Source organism: Alteromonas sp. BMJM2, from assembly GCF_027257845.1.
Taxonomy (GTDB): Bacteria; Pseudomonadota; Gammaproteobacteria; order Enterobacterales; family Alteromonadaceae; genus Alteromonas.
Window position 1 is genome coordinate 93,557 of sequence record NZ_JAPVOT010000011.1, and the last position, 16,004, is coordinate 109,560.

Annotated in this window: 12 protein-coding genes and 1 pseudogene; 2 read left to right on the forward strand and 11 right to left on the reverse strand. The window is 41.3% G+C overall.

Translation table 11 applies throughout. The annotated features are described in order from the left end of the window. Positions 1 to 22 precede the first annotated feature (22 nt). From O9X84_RS12925 to O9X84_RS12965, 9 genes are all read right to left on the reverse strand, one after another. A complete protein-coding gene (locus O9X84_RS12925; RefSeq protein WP_235207747.1) occupies positions 23 to 337 on the reverse strand; it encodes a hypothetical protein in 315 nt (104 codons plus the stop codon). A gap of 375 nt (positions 338 to 712) precedes the next feature. After that, complete coding sequence (locus tag O9X84_RS12930) at positions 713 to 1,195, reverse strand: YybH family protein (RefSeq protein ID WP_032094229.1); 483 nt, start codon at positions 1,193 to 1,195, stop codon at positions 713 to 715. 46 nt (positions 1,196 to 1,241) lie between these two features. Then, on the reverse strand, positions 1,242 to 2,168 hold the full coding sequence (locus tag O9X84_RS12935; RefSeq protein ID WP_032094230.1) for a copper resistance D family protein: 927 nt from the start codon (positions 2,166 to 2,168) through the stop codon (positions 1,242 to 1,244). 28 nt (positions 2,169 to 2,196) lie between these two features. Further along, positions 2,197 to 2,619 carry a copper resistance CopC family protein gene (locus O9X84_RS12940; protein WP_032094231.1) on the reverse strand — a complete coding sequence of 141 codons (423 nt, stop codon included), beginning with the start codon at positions 2,617 to 2,619 and terminating at the stop codon, positions 2,197 to 2,199. A 182-nt stretch (positions 2,620 to 2,801) separates the two neighbouring features. Beyond that, a complete protein-coding gene (locus O9X84_RS12945; protein ID WP_032094232.1) occupies positions 2,802 to 5,939 on the reverse strand; it encodes an efflux RND transporter permease subunit in 3,138 nt (1,045 codons plus the stop codon). After that, positions 5,936 to 7,768: an efflux RND transporter periplasmic adaptor subunit gene (locus tag O9X84_RS12950; RefSeq protein WP_032094233.1), complete on the reverse strand. Its 1,833-nt coding sequence runs from the start codon at positions 7,766 to 7,768 to the stop codon at positions 5,936 to 5,938. Before O9X84_RS12950 ends, O9X84_RS12945 begins: the two co-directional genes overlap by 4 nt. Then, positions 7,765 to 9,126, reverse strand: coding sequence for a TolC family protein (locus tag O9X84_RS12955; protein WP_032094234.1), 1,362 nt, complete (start codon positions 9,124 to 9,126; stop codon positions 7,765 to 7,767). The genes O9X84_RS12950 and O9X84_RS12955 overlap by 4 nt, the downstream gene beginning before the upstream one ends. Beyond that, entirely contained in the window at positions 9,126 to 9,650 is a 525-nt protein-coding gene (locus O9X84_RS12960; protein ID WP_052009992.1) for a DUF411 domain-containing protein, read from the reverse strand. Before O9X84_RS12960 ends, O9X84_RS12955 begins: the two co-directional genes overlap by 1 nt. Before the next feature lie 96 nt (positions 9,651 to 9,746). Beyond that, the gene (locus tag O9X84_RS12965) at positions 9,747 to 10,034 is read right to left on the reverse strand and encodes a hypothetical protein (RefSeq protein ID WP_152561491.1); all 288 of its coding nucleotides are present in this window, start codon (positions 10,032 to 10,034) and stop codon (positions 9,747 to 9,749) included. A gap of 377 nt (positions 10,035 to 10,411) precedes the next feature. On the opposite strand from O9X84_RS12965, the gene O9X84_RS12970 reads away from it, so the two are divergent. Both O9X84_RS12970 and O9X84_RS12975 read left to right on the forward strand, forming a co-directional pair. Beyond that, positions 10,412 to 11,095, forward strand: a complete 684-nt coding sequence (locus O9X84_RS12970) for a heavy metal response regulator transcription factor (RefSeq protein WP_013783912.1) — start codon at positions 10,412 to 10,414, stop codon at positions 11,093 to 11,095. Next, complete coding sequence (locus O9X84_RS12975; RefSeq protein ID WP_032094236.1) at positions 11,079 to 12,476, forward strand: heavy metal sensor histidine kinase; 1,398 nt, start codon at positions 11,079 to 11,081, stop codon at positions 12,474 to 12,476. Before O9X84_RS12970 ends, O9X84_RS12975 begins: the two co-directional genes overlap by 17 nt. Positions 12,477 to 12,757: 281 nt before the next feature. Here O9X84_RS12975 and O9X84_RS12980 read toward each other — a convergent pair whose 3' ends face one another. Continuing rightward, complete coding sequence (locus O9X84_RS12980; protein ID WP_032094237.1) at positions 12,758 to 14,692, reverse strand: BRCT domain-containing protein; 1,935 nt, start codon at positions 14,690 to 14,692, stop codon at positions 12,758 to 12,760. 187 nt (positions 14,693 to 14,879) lie between these two features. Further along, a pseudogene (gene ligA / locus O9X84_RS12985) lies at positions 14,880 to 15,908 on the reverse strand (NAD-dependent DNA ligase LigA); the annotation flags it as partial. Between the last annotated feature and the right edge of the window lie 96 nt (positions 15,909 to 16,004).

The window sequence follows — 16,004 nt, forward strand, 5'->3', positions numbered from 1 at the left end:
ATGCATATTAGTTGCTTGATATCTATTTGTGTTCATGCACCTTTTTGGATTTTTCTACGGTATGCTCCATCATTTTTTCCATCATCTGAAGGCGCTTTTCCATCATGGACATTTTCATTTCAGCAGACATTTCCTTGCCATGCATCATGCTTGAATCACCTTTAGAGTGATGCATCGTGCCCATCATGTCTTGCATGCTTTTAGCATGCTCATTGAGCATTTGTTCTCGTTTCGCTGGGTCGTTTTCTTGTTTTATTTTCTCTAAGGCACTGTTCATTTTTGTAATGTGTTCATTCATCTTTTCTATCGATGCATCATCCATCATATTCATCGGCATATGCGATTTATCGCTGTGTTGATGCGCACTGGTGATACTTAATGGGGAAAACATCAAAAGTGAGGAAAAAGCGATTATAAGTAGGTTTTCATATTCAATTTCCTTGTTGTTGAGTTAATGATTTCTGTCTTTCGATGCAAACAAAATCTGCTTATTGCATCAAATTTTGAAATGTAACTGTAATTCAAAATAAACGTTGTTTCACGGCAGAAGCATTACAATTTAATTACCTTTTGGTAATCAAACTTTGTGTAGTAATTAACTTGCAGGAGCGTTAAGCGGACTAGCATGAAAATGCGAAAGGTGGAAAAAAATTTGGCAATAAGATAAACGCTGCCGCCCCATTAATAACAAGAAGTCGACAGCGCGGTGTTTTTAATTAGACCAATGAATATGCGTGATTTTCCAATCATCATTCAACTTTTCTAAACCTATGGTTTCGTTCCCAATATGGTTTACTTCTTTTCCTTTGTATTGCCCTTTCACCAAGCTTCTCGACAAAGATATTGCATATGTGCCGTTTTCTTTTACATGATGCTCTATAAGCTCAATTTGCATTTGTGACAAATACTTCATATCAGAGAGCATATGATGACTTGCATACTCTTGGGCGCTTCGCTCCACACCCTTTCCTTCAAAAATTAAAACATCATCTGCCAAAAGGCTTGCAGCTAAGTCGCCATTCCCTGTTTCTAAAGCTTTATGAAATTTAAGCACTAACGTCGCTGCATCAGAATCTGTTCCGCTAAAGTACTGTGATTCTTCGTTGTGTTTCTCATCTCCATGAGCACTAACTACTGCACTAAATGACAATAGAAATGCAAAAACAGTCAAGGGTCTTAAAGCAGTCATTTTCATAAACATTTTCCTTTTCTTATTTTGGCGAAAACGCCGATTATTTATGTTAAAGGTTCGGGCTCAGCGCAGTAGTTAACAGCGCTGTAAGAGACAAAATGAAAAGCCCAATAATGAACTCAAATTTGATTGATTTGAGTAATTTAAAGCGCACATTTTGATCCTTAGGTAGCCTAGGTACCCAAAAAAGCTTATGCCCAGCTGCTAACGTGAGCATTAGAGCAACTGCAAAAAGTTTGGATAAAAAGGCAAGTCCATATTCAGTGAATATAAGGGTCGATGGGGAAGACAGTAGCTGTATCAACATTACTACACCAACTGTGACTAAGATAAACACCAACACTATGGCAATGTTACCGTAACGTTTCATGACGAAAGCTAATTCGGAGTGATTGAGTAATCTACAAGCAGTAATCAGTGGGTATAACGAGCCTACCCATGTCAAACCAATGAGGGAATGGATAAAAATTTGAATTTCGCCCAACGTGACAAACTGACTAGCATGTCCGGTCAGGGAAAAAGTAAACGCTAGCGGCAATGAAAACATTGCGGTGCTTGTTAGCAGTAGCTTGGATGACACTAAACTCTGGTCACGTTTGAGTTTTTGTAATAGAAACCACGTAAGCAACGCGAACAAAACAAAGATAGCGCTACGAATTGCGGCAATAGTTCCTACCTGTGAGTGCCACATCATCTCCACCATGAAAGGAGAAAACATACCCGCTAATCCTTTCTCCGCCATATAGCCAGTCTGAAGAAAAAAACCAGCGACACTAGCAAAAAAGCCAACAACTGAAAGGCGAACAGAATAGTTTAAGGTAACCAGTTGCCAGCTTTTATGAGCCTTGAATGCTACGCGCTGCTTGCTGCCTTTTAAAAGTAACAAAGTAGCGCTAGAGCCCATAACACCCATCATACCTAAATAGACTAGGAATTTGCCTAACACTAAAAATGCGGTCCACCATTCTGGCAACATATCGATTTACCTATTTAACTCTTAATAACTAATGAGTCATACCTGAATGATCCATCGAAGTATTTTTCATGTCTTTGTGCTTCATTCCTTTCATTTTTTTGCTCACATGCACCATAAATGAAAGCTGTCCCTTCATTTTATGACCGTCATCTCCCATAATGGTCCATGAGACTACGTAAGTATCCACAGCAAGCAAAGGTAAGCTGAAACTATAGTTTTTGTTTGCGTCCATCGAAGGTTCAAAGCCAACATCCACAAGCTCACCTTTTTTACTTTTAACCTTTAAGTCAACAAGACGCACATCATCTGCAAAATTGAGATCCAGGTTGTCTGGACTTTCCATCAACATAGCATTGTCTTTCGGCATTGATGAGGCCAACGATGTATGAGCATATGCTTGTATGCTTAAGCTCAGACTTAAAACGAAAAGTGCGATGATTATTGATTTCATATTATTTCCTTAATAGATAGTTTGTTTAAATAATGTAGTTGTTCTTGTTTGTTGTCGTAAAAAGTGAATCGTTGGTGATAGGCCGAATGTCACGGACGCATAGTCGCGGGCGAAAAAGTTCGCCACGCTACTACATGTCAATAGTCCTCTTATGAAATGTCGTTCCTTGCTTGAAGCTAGCATCAGAAAGTATCCAGCAAGTGTTGAATTTGCCTTCTCTTCCACAGAAAATAAATTGCGGGTAAAACCAACAAGGTCAGTAGTAAAGCGCTAACCATGCCACCAACCATCGGAGCAGCAATACGACTCATGACTTCAGACCCAGTGCCTGAGCCGTAAAGTACGGGTAATAAGCCAAATATTATGGTCGCTGTGGTCATCATAACCGGTCGGACACGTAATCCAGAGCCATGAATAACCGCTTCAGTTAACATGTTTATGGTGGGTTTGACGCCCTCAGATTTACATTTTTCGATTAAGGCTTGATACTCCTGATTTAAGTAAACAAGCATAATTACGCCAATTTCTACGGCAACACCTGCAAGTGCAATGAAGCCGACGCCGACGGCAACTGAAAAGTTAAAACCCTCTATGTACATCAGCCAGATACTTCCCACCATAGACAGTGGTAAAGTCCCCATAATGATCGCTACTTCGATGAAGTTGCGAAAATTGAGATACAGTAGAATAACGATGATAGCTATGGTCAAAGGAACCACATAGGTTAATTTCTCTTTAGCCCGCAACATATACTCATATTGTCCAGACCACTTCACCGAATAACCTGCCGGTAAGACTAATTGCTCGCTCACTGCTTTTTGGGCTGAAACCACATAGGAACCAATATCTACACCATCGATATCCACATACACCCAGCCATTAAGCCGTGCATTTTCACTTTTAATACCTGGAGGACCATCTTCAATATACACATCCGCCACATCGGCCAAAGCAATTCGTTTACCCTGTGGTGTAACGATAGGTAATAAAGATAAGGACTCAGGCGATGAACGATAAGACTGAGGATAACGAACATTTACAGGGTAACGCTCTAAACCTTCAACACTCTGAGTCACATTCATCCCGCCGATAGCACTTGAGACAACTTGTTGGACGTCAGCGATGTTTAGACCATATCGTGCTGCCTTTTCGCGCTGAATATCTACTTTGACATAACGTCCTCCTGCGACACGCTCAGAATAAACAGAAGCAGTGCCGTTAACATCGGAAAGTATGGTTTCAATTTGCTGTCCGATTTTCTGAATTTCCTTGAGATCAGGGCCACCAATTTTAATACCAACGGGCGTCTTTATACCTGTTGCCAACATGTCAATTCTAGTCTTAATTGGCATTACCCAAGCATTCGTTAGGCCCGGCAATTTGACCACTGAGTCAAACTCCTTTATTAAATCATCAGTTGTTAAGCCTTCTCGCCACTCCTCTTTAGGTTTTAATTGAATGAAGGTTTCTATCATCGTTAAAGGAGCCGGATCGGTTGCGGTATCAGCGCGACCTACTTTCCCAAACACGGTTTCGACTTCTGGGACCGTTTTGATCAGCTTATTGGTTTGTTGCAACAACTCTCGGGCTTTGCCAATCGATATACCCGCATAGGTTGTTGGCATGTACATCAAATCCCCCTCATCCAAAGGTGGGATAAACTCGCTGCCAATCTTGTTCACAGGCCACAAACCTATCGCTAGTACTAAAGCCGCAGCTAACATCGTTACCTTAGGGAAACGCAGAACAGTTCTAAGCGTCGGCATGTACAAAAAAGTTAAGAAACGATTGACTGGATTTTTGCTTTCAGCAAGTATTTTACCGCGCACAAAATATCCCATAAGAACGGGCACAAGCGTAATTGCAAGAGCTGCTGAGGCTGCCATTGCATAGGTTTTGGTAAAAGCAAGCGGTGAAAACATGCGCCCCTCTTGTGCCTCAAGCGTAAACACAGGCACAAAACTGACTGTTATAATTAGAAGACTGAAAAACAATGCAGGGCCCACCTCAGATGCTGAATCCACAACTATTTGCCATCTATTCTCTTTGGTTAAGGGGGTGCGCTCCATGTGTTTATGCATATTCTCAATCATCACAATCGCCCCGTCGCTCATCGCACCAATAGCAATAGCAATTCCACCCAATGACATGATGTTGGCATTAATACCTTGCATGTACATCACGATAATTGCTGTGATAATCCCTACTGGAATACTAATGATCGCAACAAGTGACGAACGTACATGAAACAAGAATGCAATACACACCAGTGCAACGACGATAAACTCTTCCACTAATTTCGATGCAAGGTTGTCTACCGCTCTTTCTATTAGTGCAGAGCGATCGTAAACCGTGACAATTTCGACCCCATCGGGTAAGCCTTTTTTAAGGTCTTCAAGTTTTGCTTTGACGCCGTCAATCGTTTTTTGCGCATTTTCACCAAAGCGCATAACAACGACACCGCCAACGGTTTCCCCTTCACCGTTTAACTCAGCTACCCCCCTTCGCATCTGTGGACCAAGACGAACATCAGCAATGTCTTTTACCAAAAGCGGCGTTCCATTTTCGTTTACACCCAAAGGAATGAGCTCAATATCCCTTTTACTCTCTATGTAACCTGTGGCACGGACCATGTATTCAGCTTCAGCCATTTCGATGACCGATGCGCCTACTTCCTGATTTCCGCGCTTAATCGCCGTTTGAATGTGAGAAAGCGGAATGCCATATGCTCGCAACTTCTCCGGATCGACCTGCACTTGATATTGCTTTACCATGCCTCCAATAACTGAAACTTCAGAAACGCCTGGCACCGTTTGAAGCTCATACTTAAGGAACCAATCCTGTAAGCTTCGTAGTTGGCTGATATCGTTTTGTCCCGTTTTATCAACAAGTGCATAGAGATAAACCCAACCCACGCCGGTAGCATCTGGCCCCAATTGTGGTCTTGCGTTTTCGGGTAGATTAGGAGCAACTTGCGATAAATATTCAAGCACTCGACTACGCGCCCAGTACAAGTCGGTGTCGTCATCAAAGATGATATAGACATAAGAATCGCCAAAAAACGAATATCCTCTCACTGTTTGTGCCCCGGGCACTGACAGCATTGCGGTAGTCAAAGGATAGGTAACTTGATCTTCTACCACTTGAGGCGCTTGTCCTGGATAACTAGTTTTTATAATTACCTGTACGTCCGACAAATCGGGTAATGCATCAACCGGCGTGTTTTTAATGGCAAACAACCCACCACCCACGAGAATAAGCGTAGCCAGTAGAACAAAAAATCGGTTATTGACCGACCATCTAATTATGGCAGCTATCATTGATGAGCTCCTTGATGGTCTGAATGATTAGAATGATCCATGTCTTGGGTATCGTTCATGTCTGTCATCGAGCCCATGATGTGGACAGTTGCCACTTCAAAACTTCCAGAGTCGGTTTTGACAATTTCCATGTGCAGTGACATACCGGCTTTCAATTCTTCAATAGCAACGCTATCGGCAACATCGAAATCCATTGTCATACTCGGCCATTCCCACTCATCAATAGGACCGTGATCAACGTTGATTTTTCTGCTCTCCATCATCACGTTATTTATGGTTGCCTCTGTCCAAACCGACATAATAGGCTCTTCCATACTGTGCATTGCGTCATGACCTGAATCAGTGCTCTCCTCAGAGCTATCCATGTCATTCATCGAATCCATGATATGAACGGTGGTTACTTCGAAACTTCCAGAGTCAGTTTTAGTGATTTCCATATGAAGTGACATGCCGGCTTTCAACTCATTAATGTCGACGCTTTCGGCAACGGTGAAATCCATTGTCATGCTCGGCCATTCCCACTCTTCAATAGCGCCATGATCAACATTTATCATTCTATGATCTGTCATCACACTGTTTACGGTCGCCTCGGTATATACCGACTGCGCAGTCGCTTCAGGCTCCTCCATCCTTTTGAAATCAGAACTAATGCTGCTTTCTGAATCGAGTAAGAATTGTGCTGACGTAACGATTTTGTCGTTGAGTCTCAAGCCTGATAAGATCTCTGTATATTCATCAACTACCTGTCCTACTTCTACTGACACCGACTTAAACTTACCGTCTCCAAGTGCTAAAACCACTCTATCTTGGCTACCAGTTCTAATTACCGCCTCAGAGGGCACGAGTAAATTCTCACCTGTTAAATCGGAATGGATCGTTACCTGAGCGAACATGTTAGGTTTTAGTGCATAATCATCATTGGTAAATCTCAGTCTGACTTTAAGCGTCCTAGTCGTTTCATCTAGGGTTGGATAGATATAATCAACCTCTCCTGTCCACTCTTTACCTGGGAGATATTCTAAAGTCATAGTCACAGGCAAACCCTCTTGAATTTGAGCAGACTGTCGCTCAAACACCTCAGCATCGACCCAAACTTTATCCAAGGCACCAATTGATAAAATTGTCAGTCCTGGCTTTACGTAAAACCCTTGACGCACATTCAAGTTATCAACAAAGCCAGTTTGGGGTGCATAGAAGGTTATTGTTTGCTGAACTTTACCAGTTGAGATAAGCGATTGAATCTCAGATTCTGGCATTTGCAGCGCTTTTAACCTTGTTTTTGAAGCCTCTATCAGCTCCTTATTTGAGCGTTTTAAGGCAATAAGATATTCTTCTTGAGCATTTACAAGTTCGGGAGAATAAAGCGCGTATAGTGGCTCGCCCTTTTTGACATATTCGCCCGCTGCTTTTACGTATAGCTCATCTATCCAACCCTCTACCCTTGGGTGAATATGAACGAGTGTGTCCTCATTATATTGGATATAACCTACTGTTTTTATAGGTACGTGCAAAGACCGCTTTTCCACTTTAGCAGTACGCACACCTAGATTGTTCACTACAGTTGGCGAAATCTTCACCGTACCTGGGCTATCGCCAGCGCCTTGTTCATCTTCGTAAACAGGTACTAAATCCATGCCCATAGGGGACTTCCCAGGCTCATCTCTTCTATAGTTTGGATCCATTGGCGCAACCCAATACAAAGGCTGCTTTTCTCCAGCATCCGCCGCACTATCATGTGAGTCATTTGAGCTTGGTAATATTGAGTAGGTAAGAGCTGTCATTACAGCGCCTGCTATCACGCCTATAGCGATTGCGTTAACAGTTTTCATTGGTTTGCTCCAAATTCAGATACAGCTTTAAGACTCTGCTCAGAAAAAAAGTAATTTAGTTGAATGTTTGTTTTAAGTAGTTCGACTTCGATTTCTAATGCGTCAATACGAGCATTTAGATCAGCAATCCTAGCTCTCACAACTTCAGCAAAATCACCGTCATCATTGGTATAAGCTGTTAACGAGGCTTCGGCTTGTTCGCTTGATTGCTGGAGAATATTCGTGCGATATAAGGTCTGTCTCTCCAACAGCCGTTCTCTTGCTGCAAAAATGGATTGCATTTGAGCAAGCATGCCTCTAAGCACTAATCGTTTTTCAGTTTTAATTGCTTCTGATTCGTTAACGGCGGCGCTTACTTCTTTATCTTGTTTATTTTCTGTAAACAAAGGGAGGTCAAAGCTAACGCCGATTGAAAGAAAATCTGCTCGGCTTCTGTCCATTTGGTCATCTGCTCGATATGCATAACTGGCATTTACTCCCCATTGCGGCTTGTATTGTTGTTTCGCTAGTTTAATGCCAGTCTGACTAGACTTTATTCGGCTTTCAACAGCTCTTATTAGAGGATGCGAGATGAGTATATTTGCCAACATTTGTTGATTATTAGCTTTTAATATCTTGTAGTAGGCGTTCTCTATTCCTTCAATTTCTGGCAACGTTTTTGGTAGTTCAAGAGAGGCAACATTTACCGAGTTATTGAACGCGCCTGAATCGCCGCCGGTCAACCATTCTAAAAGTTCGGCCGAGGCTCTTTCTTTTTGAGAAGATAGCTTTGTGAGTCTGTCTTCAAGTCGCGCTAGTTCCAACTGCGCTCGGATAATATCTTGTTGCCTGACTTTACCGACGGCAGAGGAGTAATTCGCTTCTGCAATTTCACTGAGTTGTTCAAACAAAGATCTGTCTTTCTCAATTAGCGAAATGCTTTGCTGCGCTAGATAAACGTCTAACCACTTCATAGAAACGGCAACTTGTGTTTTGGCTATTCTGTCCAATCGCATAAATGGATGCTGCGTTGCCAATTCTTCGAGTTGCTTGCGTCTAATACTCAAGCTTTCTCCACGAGGAAACATCTGTGAAATGCCAGCTTTAATTTGAGTCATAGGCTCTTGGTCGAATGCGAAACCATCAGTAGGGACGTTTGCCAACCCTAATGACACAACTGGATCAGGCAAAGTATCTGCGGCGATACTTGAAGAAATAGTTGCGTTTTCCCGATATTGGCTACCTTCCAACCACGGGTCCTTTTGAATAGCTTGGGCAACAGCCTGCTGCAAAGTAAGGGGGGTCTTTTGTTCTGCTGATATTTGACTACTTGTTGTAACAAGCAAAATTAGGCATGCAAGGCCTTTAAAAGCACTCATCAGAATTGCTCCTCATACGAATTCACCTCTGCAAAAACCTCTGCTGTACCGTCATCTTTGAGCAATAACACTTGATATGGTCTGAATTGATCGCCGTTCTCCATTCCTGGACTGCCAACAGGCATACCCGGCACCGAGAGGCCGATTGTGCCTTGCGGAACATTATCTAAGTATTTAACAATAAATTTGACGGGTATATGACCTTCGAAAACATACCCTTCAGTTGACACCGATGTATGGCAGGAGCGGTACATTGGCTCGATTCCGAGATCTTGTTTTTTAGTAGTGAGAAAAACAATATCATCTACATCGGTTTGGATGCCTTGAGATTCAGCATGATCAATCCATCCCTGACAACATCCACACGACTCGCGTTTAAAAACGTCCAACTTTAAACTTGGCTCAATATCTTGGGAATTGGTCTTGTTTTGTTCAGTAGTAATTGATTCATTTGTGCATGCAACGACGATAGTCACTGAAATAAGCAGCACTAATTTAGTAAAAAGCAATTTTATTGGCTTCATTTGATTTCTCTTTCTAACAATTTAAATGTCGGCCACAGCCTTCATTGGGCGGCGTTCGATATTGGAATTTTGACGAGCTTCGCCAAATTTTTGGAGTTAGGCTAAAGAGCGTTTTGGGGGACGTTGCAAGCGACCAAGGACAGCATCATCTGCATCCGTGATAAAAGTGTTGGGCTTAAGGGATTTGAAGTCGATTGGAGTTAAAATGTCAAAATTCACGAGCATCGCGATGGACACGATGCCTAGTGGACAAGCACACCCGTCGCCACAGCAATCCGCGTCCATCTGACTCGTCTCATGGCTATTTTGTGATGAATTATGGTCGTTATCCATAAGGTGTTGCTCATGCATATCGTTTTGCATGTCGCAGCCAGGGCTGGACATCGCAAACGAATCTGCAACTTGAGTGCTTAAAAATATTATAAGCAAAACAGTTTTAATGCATTTACTGACCAAACCGACCCTTAATGAATAATCTAATACGACTTTACTATTCTTGAAATACCTTTGATAAGGTATTCTAAATATAGTTCCAGTTGAAGAGTATAGTTAAGCAACATGGCAGTGCGATTACCTGCTCATTACAATGTTGTAATCTAGTCAGAGCAATCGTTGGTTATTTTTATGCATTGGAATATATTGCTTGTGAGTGAGGTACGTTTTGTTGGCCCGAGTTGCAACATCCAATCTCGAACACCCACTTGTTAAACATTTAGCAACACTAAGTACCGAAATCGCATTAAACATGACGTGAGTGAACTATGAAAATTTTGGTAGTCGAGGATGAAAAGAAAATCGGTGACTATATAAAGCAAGGACTAACAGAGTCTGGATTTGTCATTGAACTCGTGCGCAATGGTTTAGACGGTCATCATAAAGCGATGACAGGCGAGTTTAATCTAATAATATTAGACGTCATGCTCCCAGATATTAATGGTTGGCGGATTTTAGAGTCATTACGTCAATCTGGCAATCAAACGCCGGTATTGTTTTTGACAGCGAGAGATAGTGTAAATGACAGAGTAAAGGGTCTAGAGCTGGGCGCTGACGATTATCTAGTCAAGCCTTTTGCTTTTGCAGAATTGTTGGCTAGAGTCAGAACCCTTTTTCGAAGAGGAAATACAGTAGCTGCCAACCTGCTACAAGTCGCAGACTTACAAATGGACATCCCGTCTCGTGTTGTAAAACGCGCTGGCCAATCCATTAACTTGACAACAAAAGAGTTTTCGCTTTTAGAACTCATGGTCAGAAGACAAGGAGAGGTGCTTCCTCGCTCCTTGATTGCGTCTCAAGTATGGGATATTAATTTCGACAGCGATACAAACGTCATCGATGTAGCGATACGCCGCTTAAGAGCTAAAATTGATGATGCATTTTCCCCTAAATTGATTCAAACGGTTCGTGGTATGGGATACAAGTTAACAACTGATGAAGAGCAAAATTAAAAGGCAAAAGCCGTATTCAATTTCCTTTCGAACAATGGTATTTGTGGGAATAGCTATCTTTGTGTGTTTGGGCGTTATGGGCACACTCGTAGTCACCTCCATCGAAGATCATTTTCAAGAACAAGATGCCGATGAGCTTGATGAGGTGTTTCATGCCATTAAGTTAAAGCTCGAAAAGTCACATAATCAGTCAGTACAACCCAGTAAGCTTTTATTTCAGGCGGTTTCAGGACATCATGGTGTGTACTATTATGTTGAGGATGCCGAAGGAGATACAATATTTTCAAGCGAAGGAGCCGACTTTTCTTTCTTTCCTAAAACAGCCAAAACATACACATCAATTAATCCCGCAGACATGCTGTTATTTAGCGATGAAAACCATATGCATAGAGCCATTAAATTAGGTTTTAATACGCATGATACTAGCTATACCATCATCGTTGCTTCAAACATGGAATTTCATATGACATTTATGAACAGCCTTTTGAAATCGATTATTGGCATCATTATTTGTTCGGGCATTATTACAGTCTTAGCTGCGCGTTTTGCGATTTACAGAAGCCTATCACCATTGAGAAAGCTTACGCGAAAAATTGAAACCATCACCGCCGATAATCTTGATATACGACTAAACCCAGATGTGGTACCGGAAGAATTAATCACTCTAGTAAGTTCTTTCAATACCATGATTGAGCGGCTTGAGGATGGATTTGAAAAACTATCCCACTTCTCAGCCGATATCGCGCATGAATTACGAACCCCAATAACTAGCTTAACTACCCAAACCCAAGTGATGTTGGGACAAGCTCGGTCAAATGACGAATATGCTGAAATACTTTATTCGAATTTAGAAGAATATGAGCGTATGACGAAAATGGTAAGTGATATGCTGCTATTAGCTAAAACCGAGCACGGTCTTATAAAGCCATCAATTGAACCTTTAGATATTCAACAGGAAATATCAAGCCTACTCGATTACTTTAATTTACTCGCTGACGAAAAGCATATAAACATCCAAGTCACCGCATCCGCCCTTACTATTCAATGCGATAAAACCATGTTCCGACAGGCAATAGGAAATCTGATTTCAAATGCGATTAGACACGCTCCTAGTAATAGTACGGTAGAGATCAAAACGGAGTCCAAAGGAAAAAAGCAGAAAATAATGGTGTTAAATAACGGGGAGAAAATTGAGCCTCAGCATATTCCCAAATTGTTCAATCGTTTCTATCGAGTTGACCCATCTCGACAAAGAGATGGGCAAGGTACAGGCCTTGGATTGACTATTGCTAAATCTGTGATGAAAATCAATGGAGCCGATATGTACGTCGAATCAGATGAAAGTAAGACGGTTTTTATTATCGAGTTTAGCGATACTTAAAAATAAGATGATGACGACGGGTAATCATGTTTGGAAAATTGCTAATTTATCGGGCTATTTATTGAGGTCGCAATATGAATTAAATTAAGACTTATGAACATGTTAATTAGAGCATGTTCAAATATTAATAAAATAAATGAAAATTATTTTGAACATGCTGCATTACATGAGCCCAATTTGTCGTTAGATTATTTATTGGTCTGACTAACGGGAAAACCTATTTTAATTATCGTGTATTCTTACAACCGTGTTACCCATTTCGCCAAATCAATAAAGGAGCTTTACCTAATAAAGTCAAGATACTGCTGCTCAGACAAAACTTTTACTCCTTTGTCTTTTGCTGCGTTAATTTTAGTTTCGCCAACTTTATCGCCTGTCACAAGATAAGTTGTCTTTGAAGTTACCGATTTTCCAACTTTTGCGCCTAGGGCTTTAGCCTTCTTTTCCATATCTGATCGGGAACCTTCAATCATAGTGCCTGTAAAAACGATTATAGCTCCAGATATCGGTGATGACAATTTTTCAGTATTTTCTATAGCTGTTGGTCTTAATGCAAAGCCTAAATCATAAACCTTAAAAAATTCTTCCCTTATATTTTCTAAACCCTCTTTAATAGCCTCAGCGCTAATTTCAGCGAATCCATCAATTTGGATCATGTCAGAAACTGTGAGTTCAAATAAACTAACTAATGAATGATGTTCTAGAAGTTTTTCGCAATTCCCTGAACCTAACCGGCTAACCCCAAACGCAGATAGGAATCGCCAGTCTTCAATCTCAATACTTCTGCTCGCTTGGAGTTGATTAAATAAATTTATCGCCGTCTTCTCACCAAAGCCAATCCTTAAGAAATCGTCAACTTCTAAGCCATATATTTCATGGATATATTTAACTCCAAAGCTGGTCAGCTTTTCAATCGTCTTAGACCCAAACCCATCATTATTACCAAGAGTTTTGAAAAAATGAACTAAGGTGTTTTCAGTTTGCGCGGGGCAGTCTATTTTATTAGGACAAATTAAATTATCTGATTCCCACAACAAATGAGATCCGCAACTGGGGCATGAATCAGGAATATCAGGTGCAACCTTCGTTAAGACCTCTTCAATTTTGGGAATTACTAAACCACTTCTCACCAACCTAATTATAGCGCCAGCTCCAACGCCATTTGTTTTGACCATATTGTAATGGTGAACTGTCACTCTGCTTATAGTGACTCCACTTAATTTCGTTGGCACAAGTTCGGCTACAGGTGCTATCCTTCCAGTTCTTGATGTTTGTGGTATAACCCTAACTACTTCGACATTTGCAGATTCTTCATTTACTTTAAATGCTATTTGCCACCTATGGTTACGTCTTGTCGCGCCCATATACTTTTTAATAGTCTCATTTGTAGTCTCTAAAATTACACCATCCACATCAAAGTCTACCGAACTCCAAATACCCTCAACGATTGATTCAAACTCATCCATCAACACCGAAATTTTGACTGTATTATTTTTAAGAAGAGCGAAGGGATAAAATACACATGCGCCATCTTTTATAGCCTTCTGGATTCTGTTATCAACCTTCTTTTCAGCTATAATAGCGGCTTGGATATTTCTAGAATTTTCAAAATAACTACTGAGTACCTCAGTGAAATAACTTTTTTTAATGACTATTTCACCGGGCCCCAAACCACGCTCTCCGGAGTTGGCTACCTTCAATCCGCGTTTAAATGCTCTTGTTACATCTTGTCCTCTATAACCATCCCCTCTGGTATATAGAGTATCACCGTCATCAAAGGCTGCATAACCATCGAGTTTAGGTGTCACCCTAATATCAATCTCTTCTTCAGGTACATTCGTCTCTTGAGCTGCTTTTTGTATTCTCTTTACCCACTTCTCGATATCTTGAAGTGAATATGCTTTTTCCGTTGACAACATTCTTTCTGGAAGTTCGACTGTTTTAGACTCAATTAAAGGCTCTGGCTCAACAGTGTTAAGGTATGGATGAAGATGATTTTGATCTCGCAATAATGAAATGTATATATCATATTGCTTATCTGACAGAATCGGACTACCCGCCCGATAAAGGGCGTTGGATGCTTTTAGAATAAATACTAACTCTTCAGTATTTAAGTCTGACCGAGAGAACAACGATACTAATTTTTCTGGCTTAAATTCTTCACCTATCTCATTCAATATTTCCAATTGTTCTTTGGTAAAGTCAATATTCAGCATATCAAAGCCCTCCATTTAAACGAACAACTAAGGTGGTATTGTTATATCCTAATGATGGCTGATAAATATCCGTTTGGAAAAACGATGTAAGGGTATCGTTGAGACCTTTTGTGAAGACATTAATTAAATAATGTAACTTGAGTATTTGAACAAATCTATTTGAAACAATTTTGTCCATGGTGACACCCATCGCACCAGTACGACCTACTTGAAATTCTACATCTAATAATGTAGTTACCTCTTCTTGTGCCGGGAATTTTTGTGCAATAGCCCAGCGCGGCGCTCTAGCAACAAAGCCGAGTGTGCGTTGAATAGAAATATCATCGACTTTAAACACAACTCCGTCGATGTCGTAAGGAAGTGCATCCCGTTTGTTTAAGATAAGGTTGTAGTAGTCTAAGCAGCCGTCTCCGCCCTCAGCAGTACTGATATCAGGGCACAAAGGAAGGCCCCAAGAGGCAAGCTTATTGAGACGCTCACTATGAGTATTAGGAAGGTCAAACGTCTCAGGCTCAACCACACCTAGTGAGTACGAATAAAACATGAGCGGGCGTTTAGCGGTAATTTTAGAGTCTAATTGCCTTAAACTTCCTGCCGCCGCATTTCGAGGGTTAGCAAATACCTTCGCACTTTTTTCACGCTGGGTATTATTGAGCTTTTCAAACCCCTCTTTGGGCATGAAAACTTCGCCACGCACTTCTACACGGGCTGGCAGATTATCTCCGCGAAGCGATAAAGGTACGTTGGCAATGGTTCTAACGTTGGCAGTAATATTTTCGCCAACCTGCCCATCACCGCGGGTGGCCGCTCGCACAAGCTCTCCATTTTCATAAAGAATACTTACAGCCAGTCCATCAAGCTTAGGCTCACAGCTAAATGCGAGGGTTGTCGTATCTTTTAAGCGGTCTTTTAAGCGCTTTTCGAAAGCCAGTAGCGACGCATCATCAAACGCATTATCTAGAGATAGCATAGGTACATCGTGAGTCACTTGCTCGAAGGACGACAGCGCCGCGCCGCCCACCTTTTGACTTGGTGAGTTAGCACTGTACAAATCCGGAAACTGCTTTTCTAATGCAATAAGCGACTGCATGTCGCGATCGTACTGTGCGTCTGGCACAGAAGGGTCGTCCAGCACGTAGTACTGATAATTATACTCGTTCAAACGTTTGCGAAGTGTCGCAACATCATTTTTTGCTTGCTCTAAGGTATCGGACATAGAGTCGGTATCACGCCATAATAAAAGTGGAAAACGTTAAACAGGTATCATGAGTCTCTCTACAGACATCTGTTTAAATGAAAAAAGGACTTGATA

Coding starts and splice junctions, on each gene's coding strand:
- O9X84_RS12965 (WP_152561491.1), bottom strand. CDS start 10,034: ATGTCCAGCCCTGGCTGCGACATGCAAAACGATATGCATGAGCAACAC.
- O9X84_RS12980 (WP_032094237.1), bottom strand. CDS start 14,692: ATGCTGAATATTGACTTTACCAAAGAACAATTGGAAATATTGAATGAG.
- O9X84_RS12960 (WP_052009992.1), bottom strand. CDS start 9,650: ATGAAGCCAATAAAATTGCTTTTTACTAAATTAGTGCTGCTTATTTCA.
- O9X84_RS12940 (WP_032094231.1), bottom strand. CDS start 2,619: ATGAAATCAATAATCATCGCACTTTTCGTTTTAAGTCTGAGCTTAAGC.
- O9X84_RS12925 (WP_235207747.1), bottom strand. CDS start 337: ATGCCGATGAATATGATGGATGATGCATCGATAGAAAAGATGAATGAA.
- O9X84_RS12930 (WP_032094229.1), bottom strand. CDS start 1,195: ATGAAAATGACTGCTTTAAGACCCTTGACTGTTTTTGCATTTCTATTG.
- O9X84_RS12955 (WP_032094234.1), bottom strand. CDS start 9,126: ATGAGTGCTTTTAAAGGCCTTGCATGCCTAATTTTGCTTGTTACAACA.
- O9X84_RS12950 (WP_032094233.1), bottom strand. CDS start 7,768: ATGAAAACTGTTAACGCAATCGCTATAGGCGTGATAGCAGGCGCTGTA.
- O9X84_RS12975 (WP_032094236.1), top strand. CDS start 11,079: ATGAAGAGCAAAATTAAAAGGCAAAAGCCGTATTCAATTTCCTTTCGA.
- O9X84_RS12935 (WP_032094230.1), bottom strand. CDS start 2,168: ATGTTGCCAGAATGGTGGACCGCATTTTTAGTGTTAGGCAAATTCCTA.
- O9X84_RS12970 (WP_013783912.1), top strand. CDS start 10,412: ATGAAAATTTTGGTAGTCGAGGATGAAAAGAAAATCGGTGACTATATA.
- O9X84_RS12945 (WP_032094232.1), bottom strand. CDS start 5,939: ATGATAGCTGCCATAATTAGATGGTCGGTCAATAACCGATTTTTTGTT.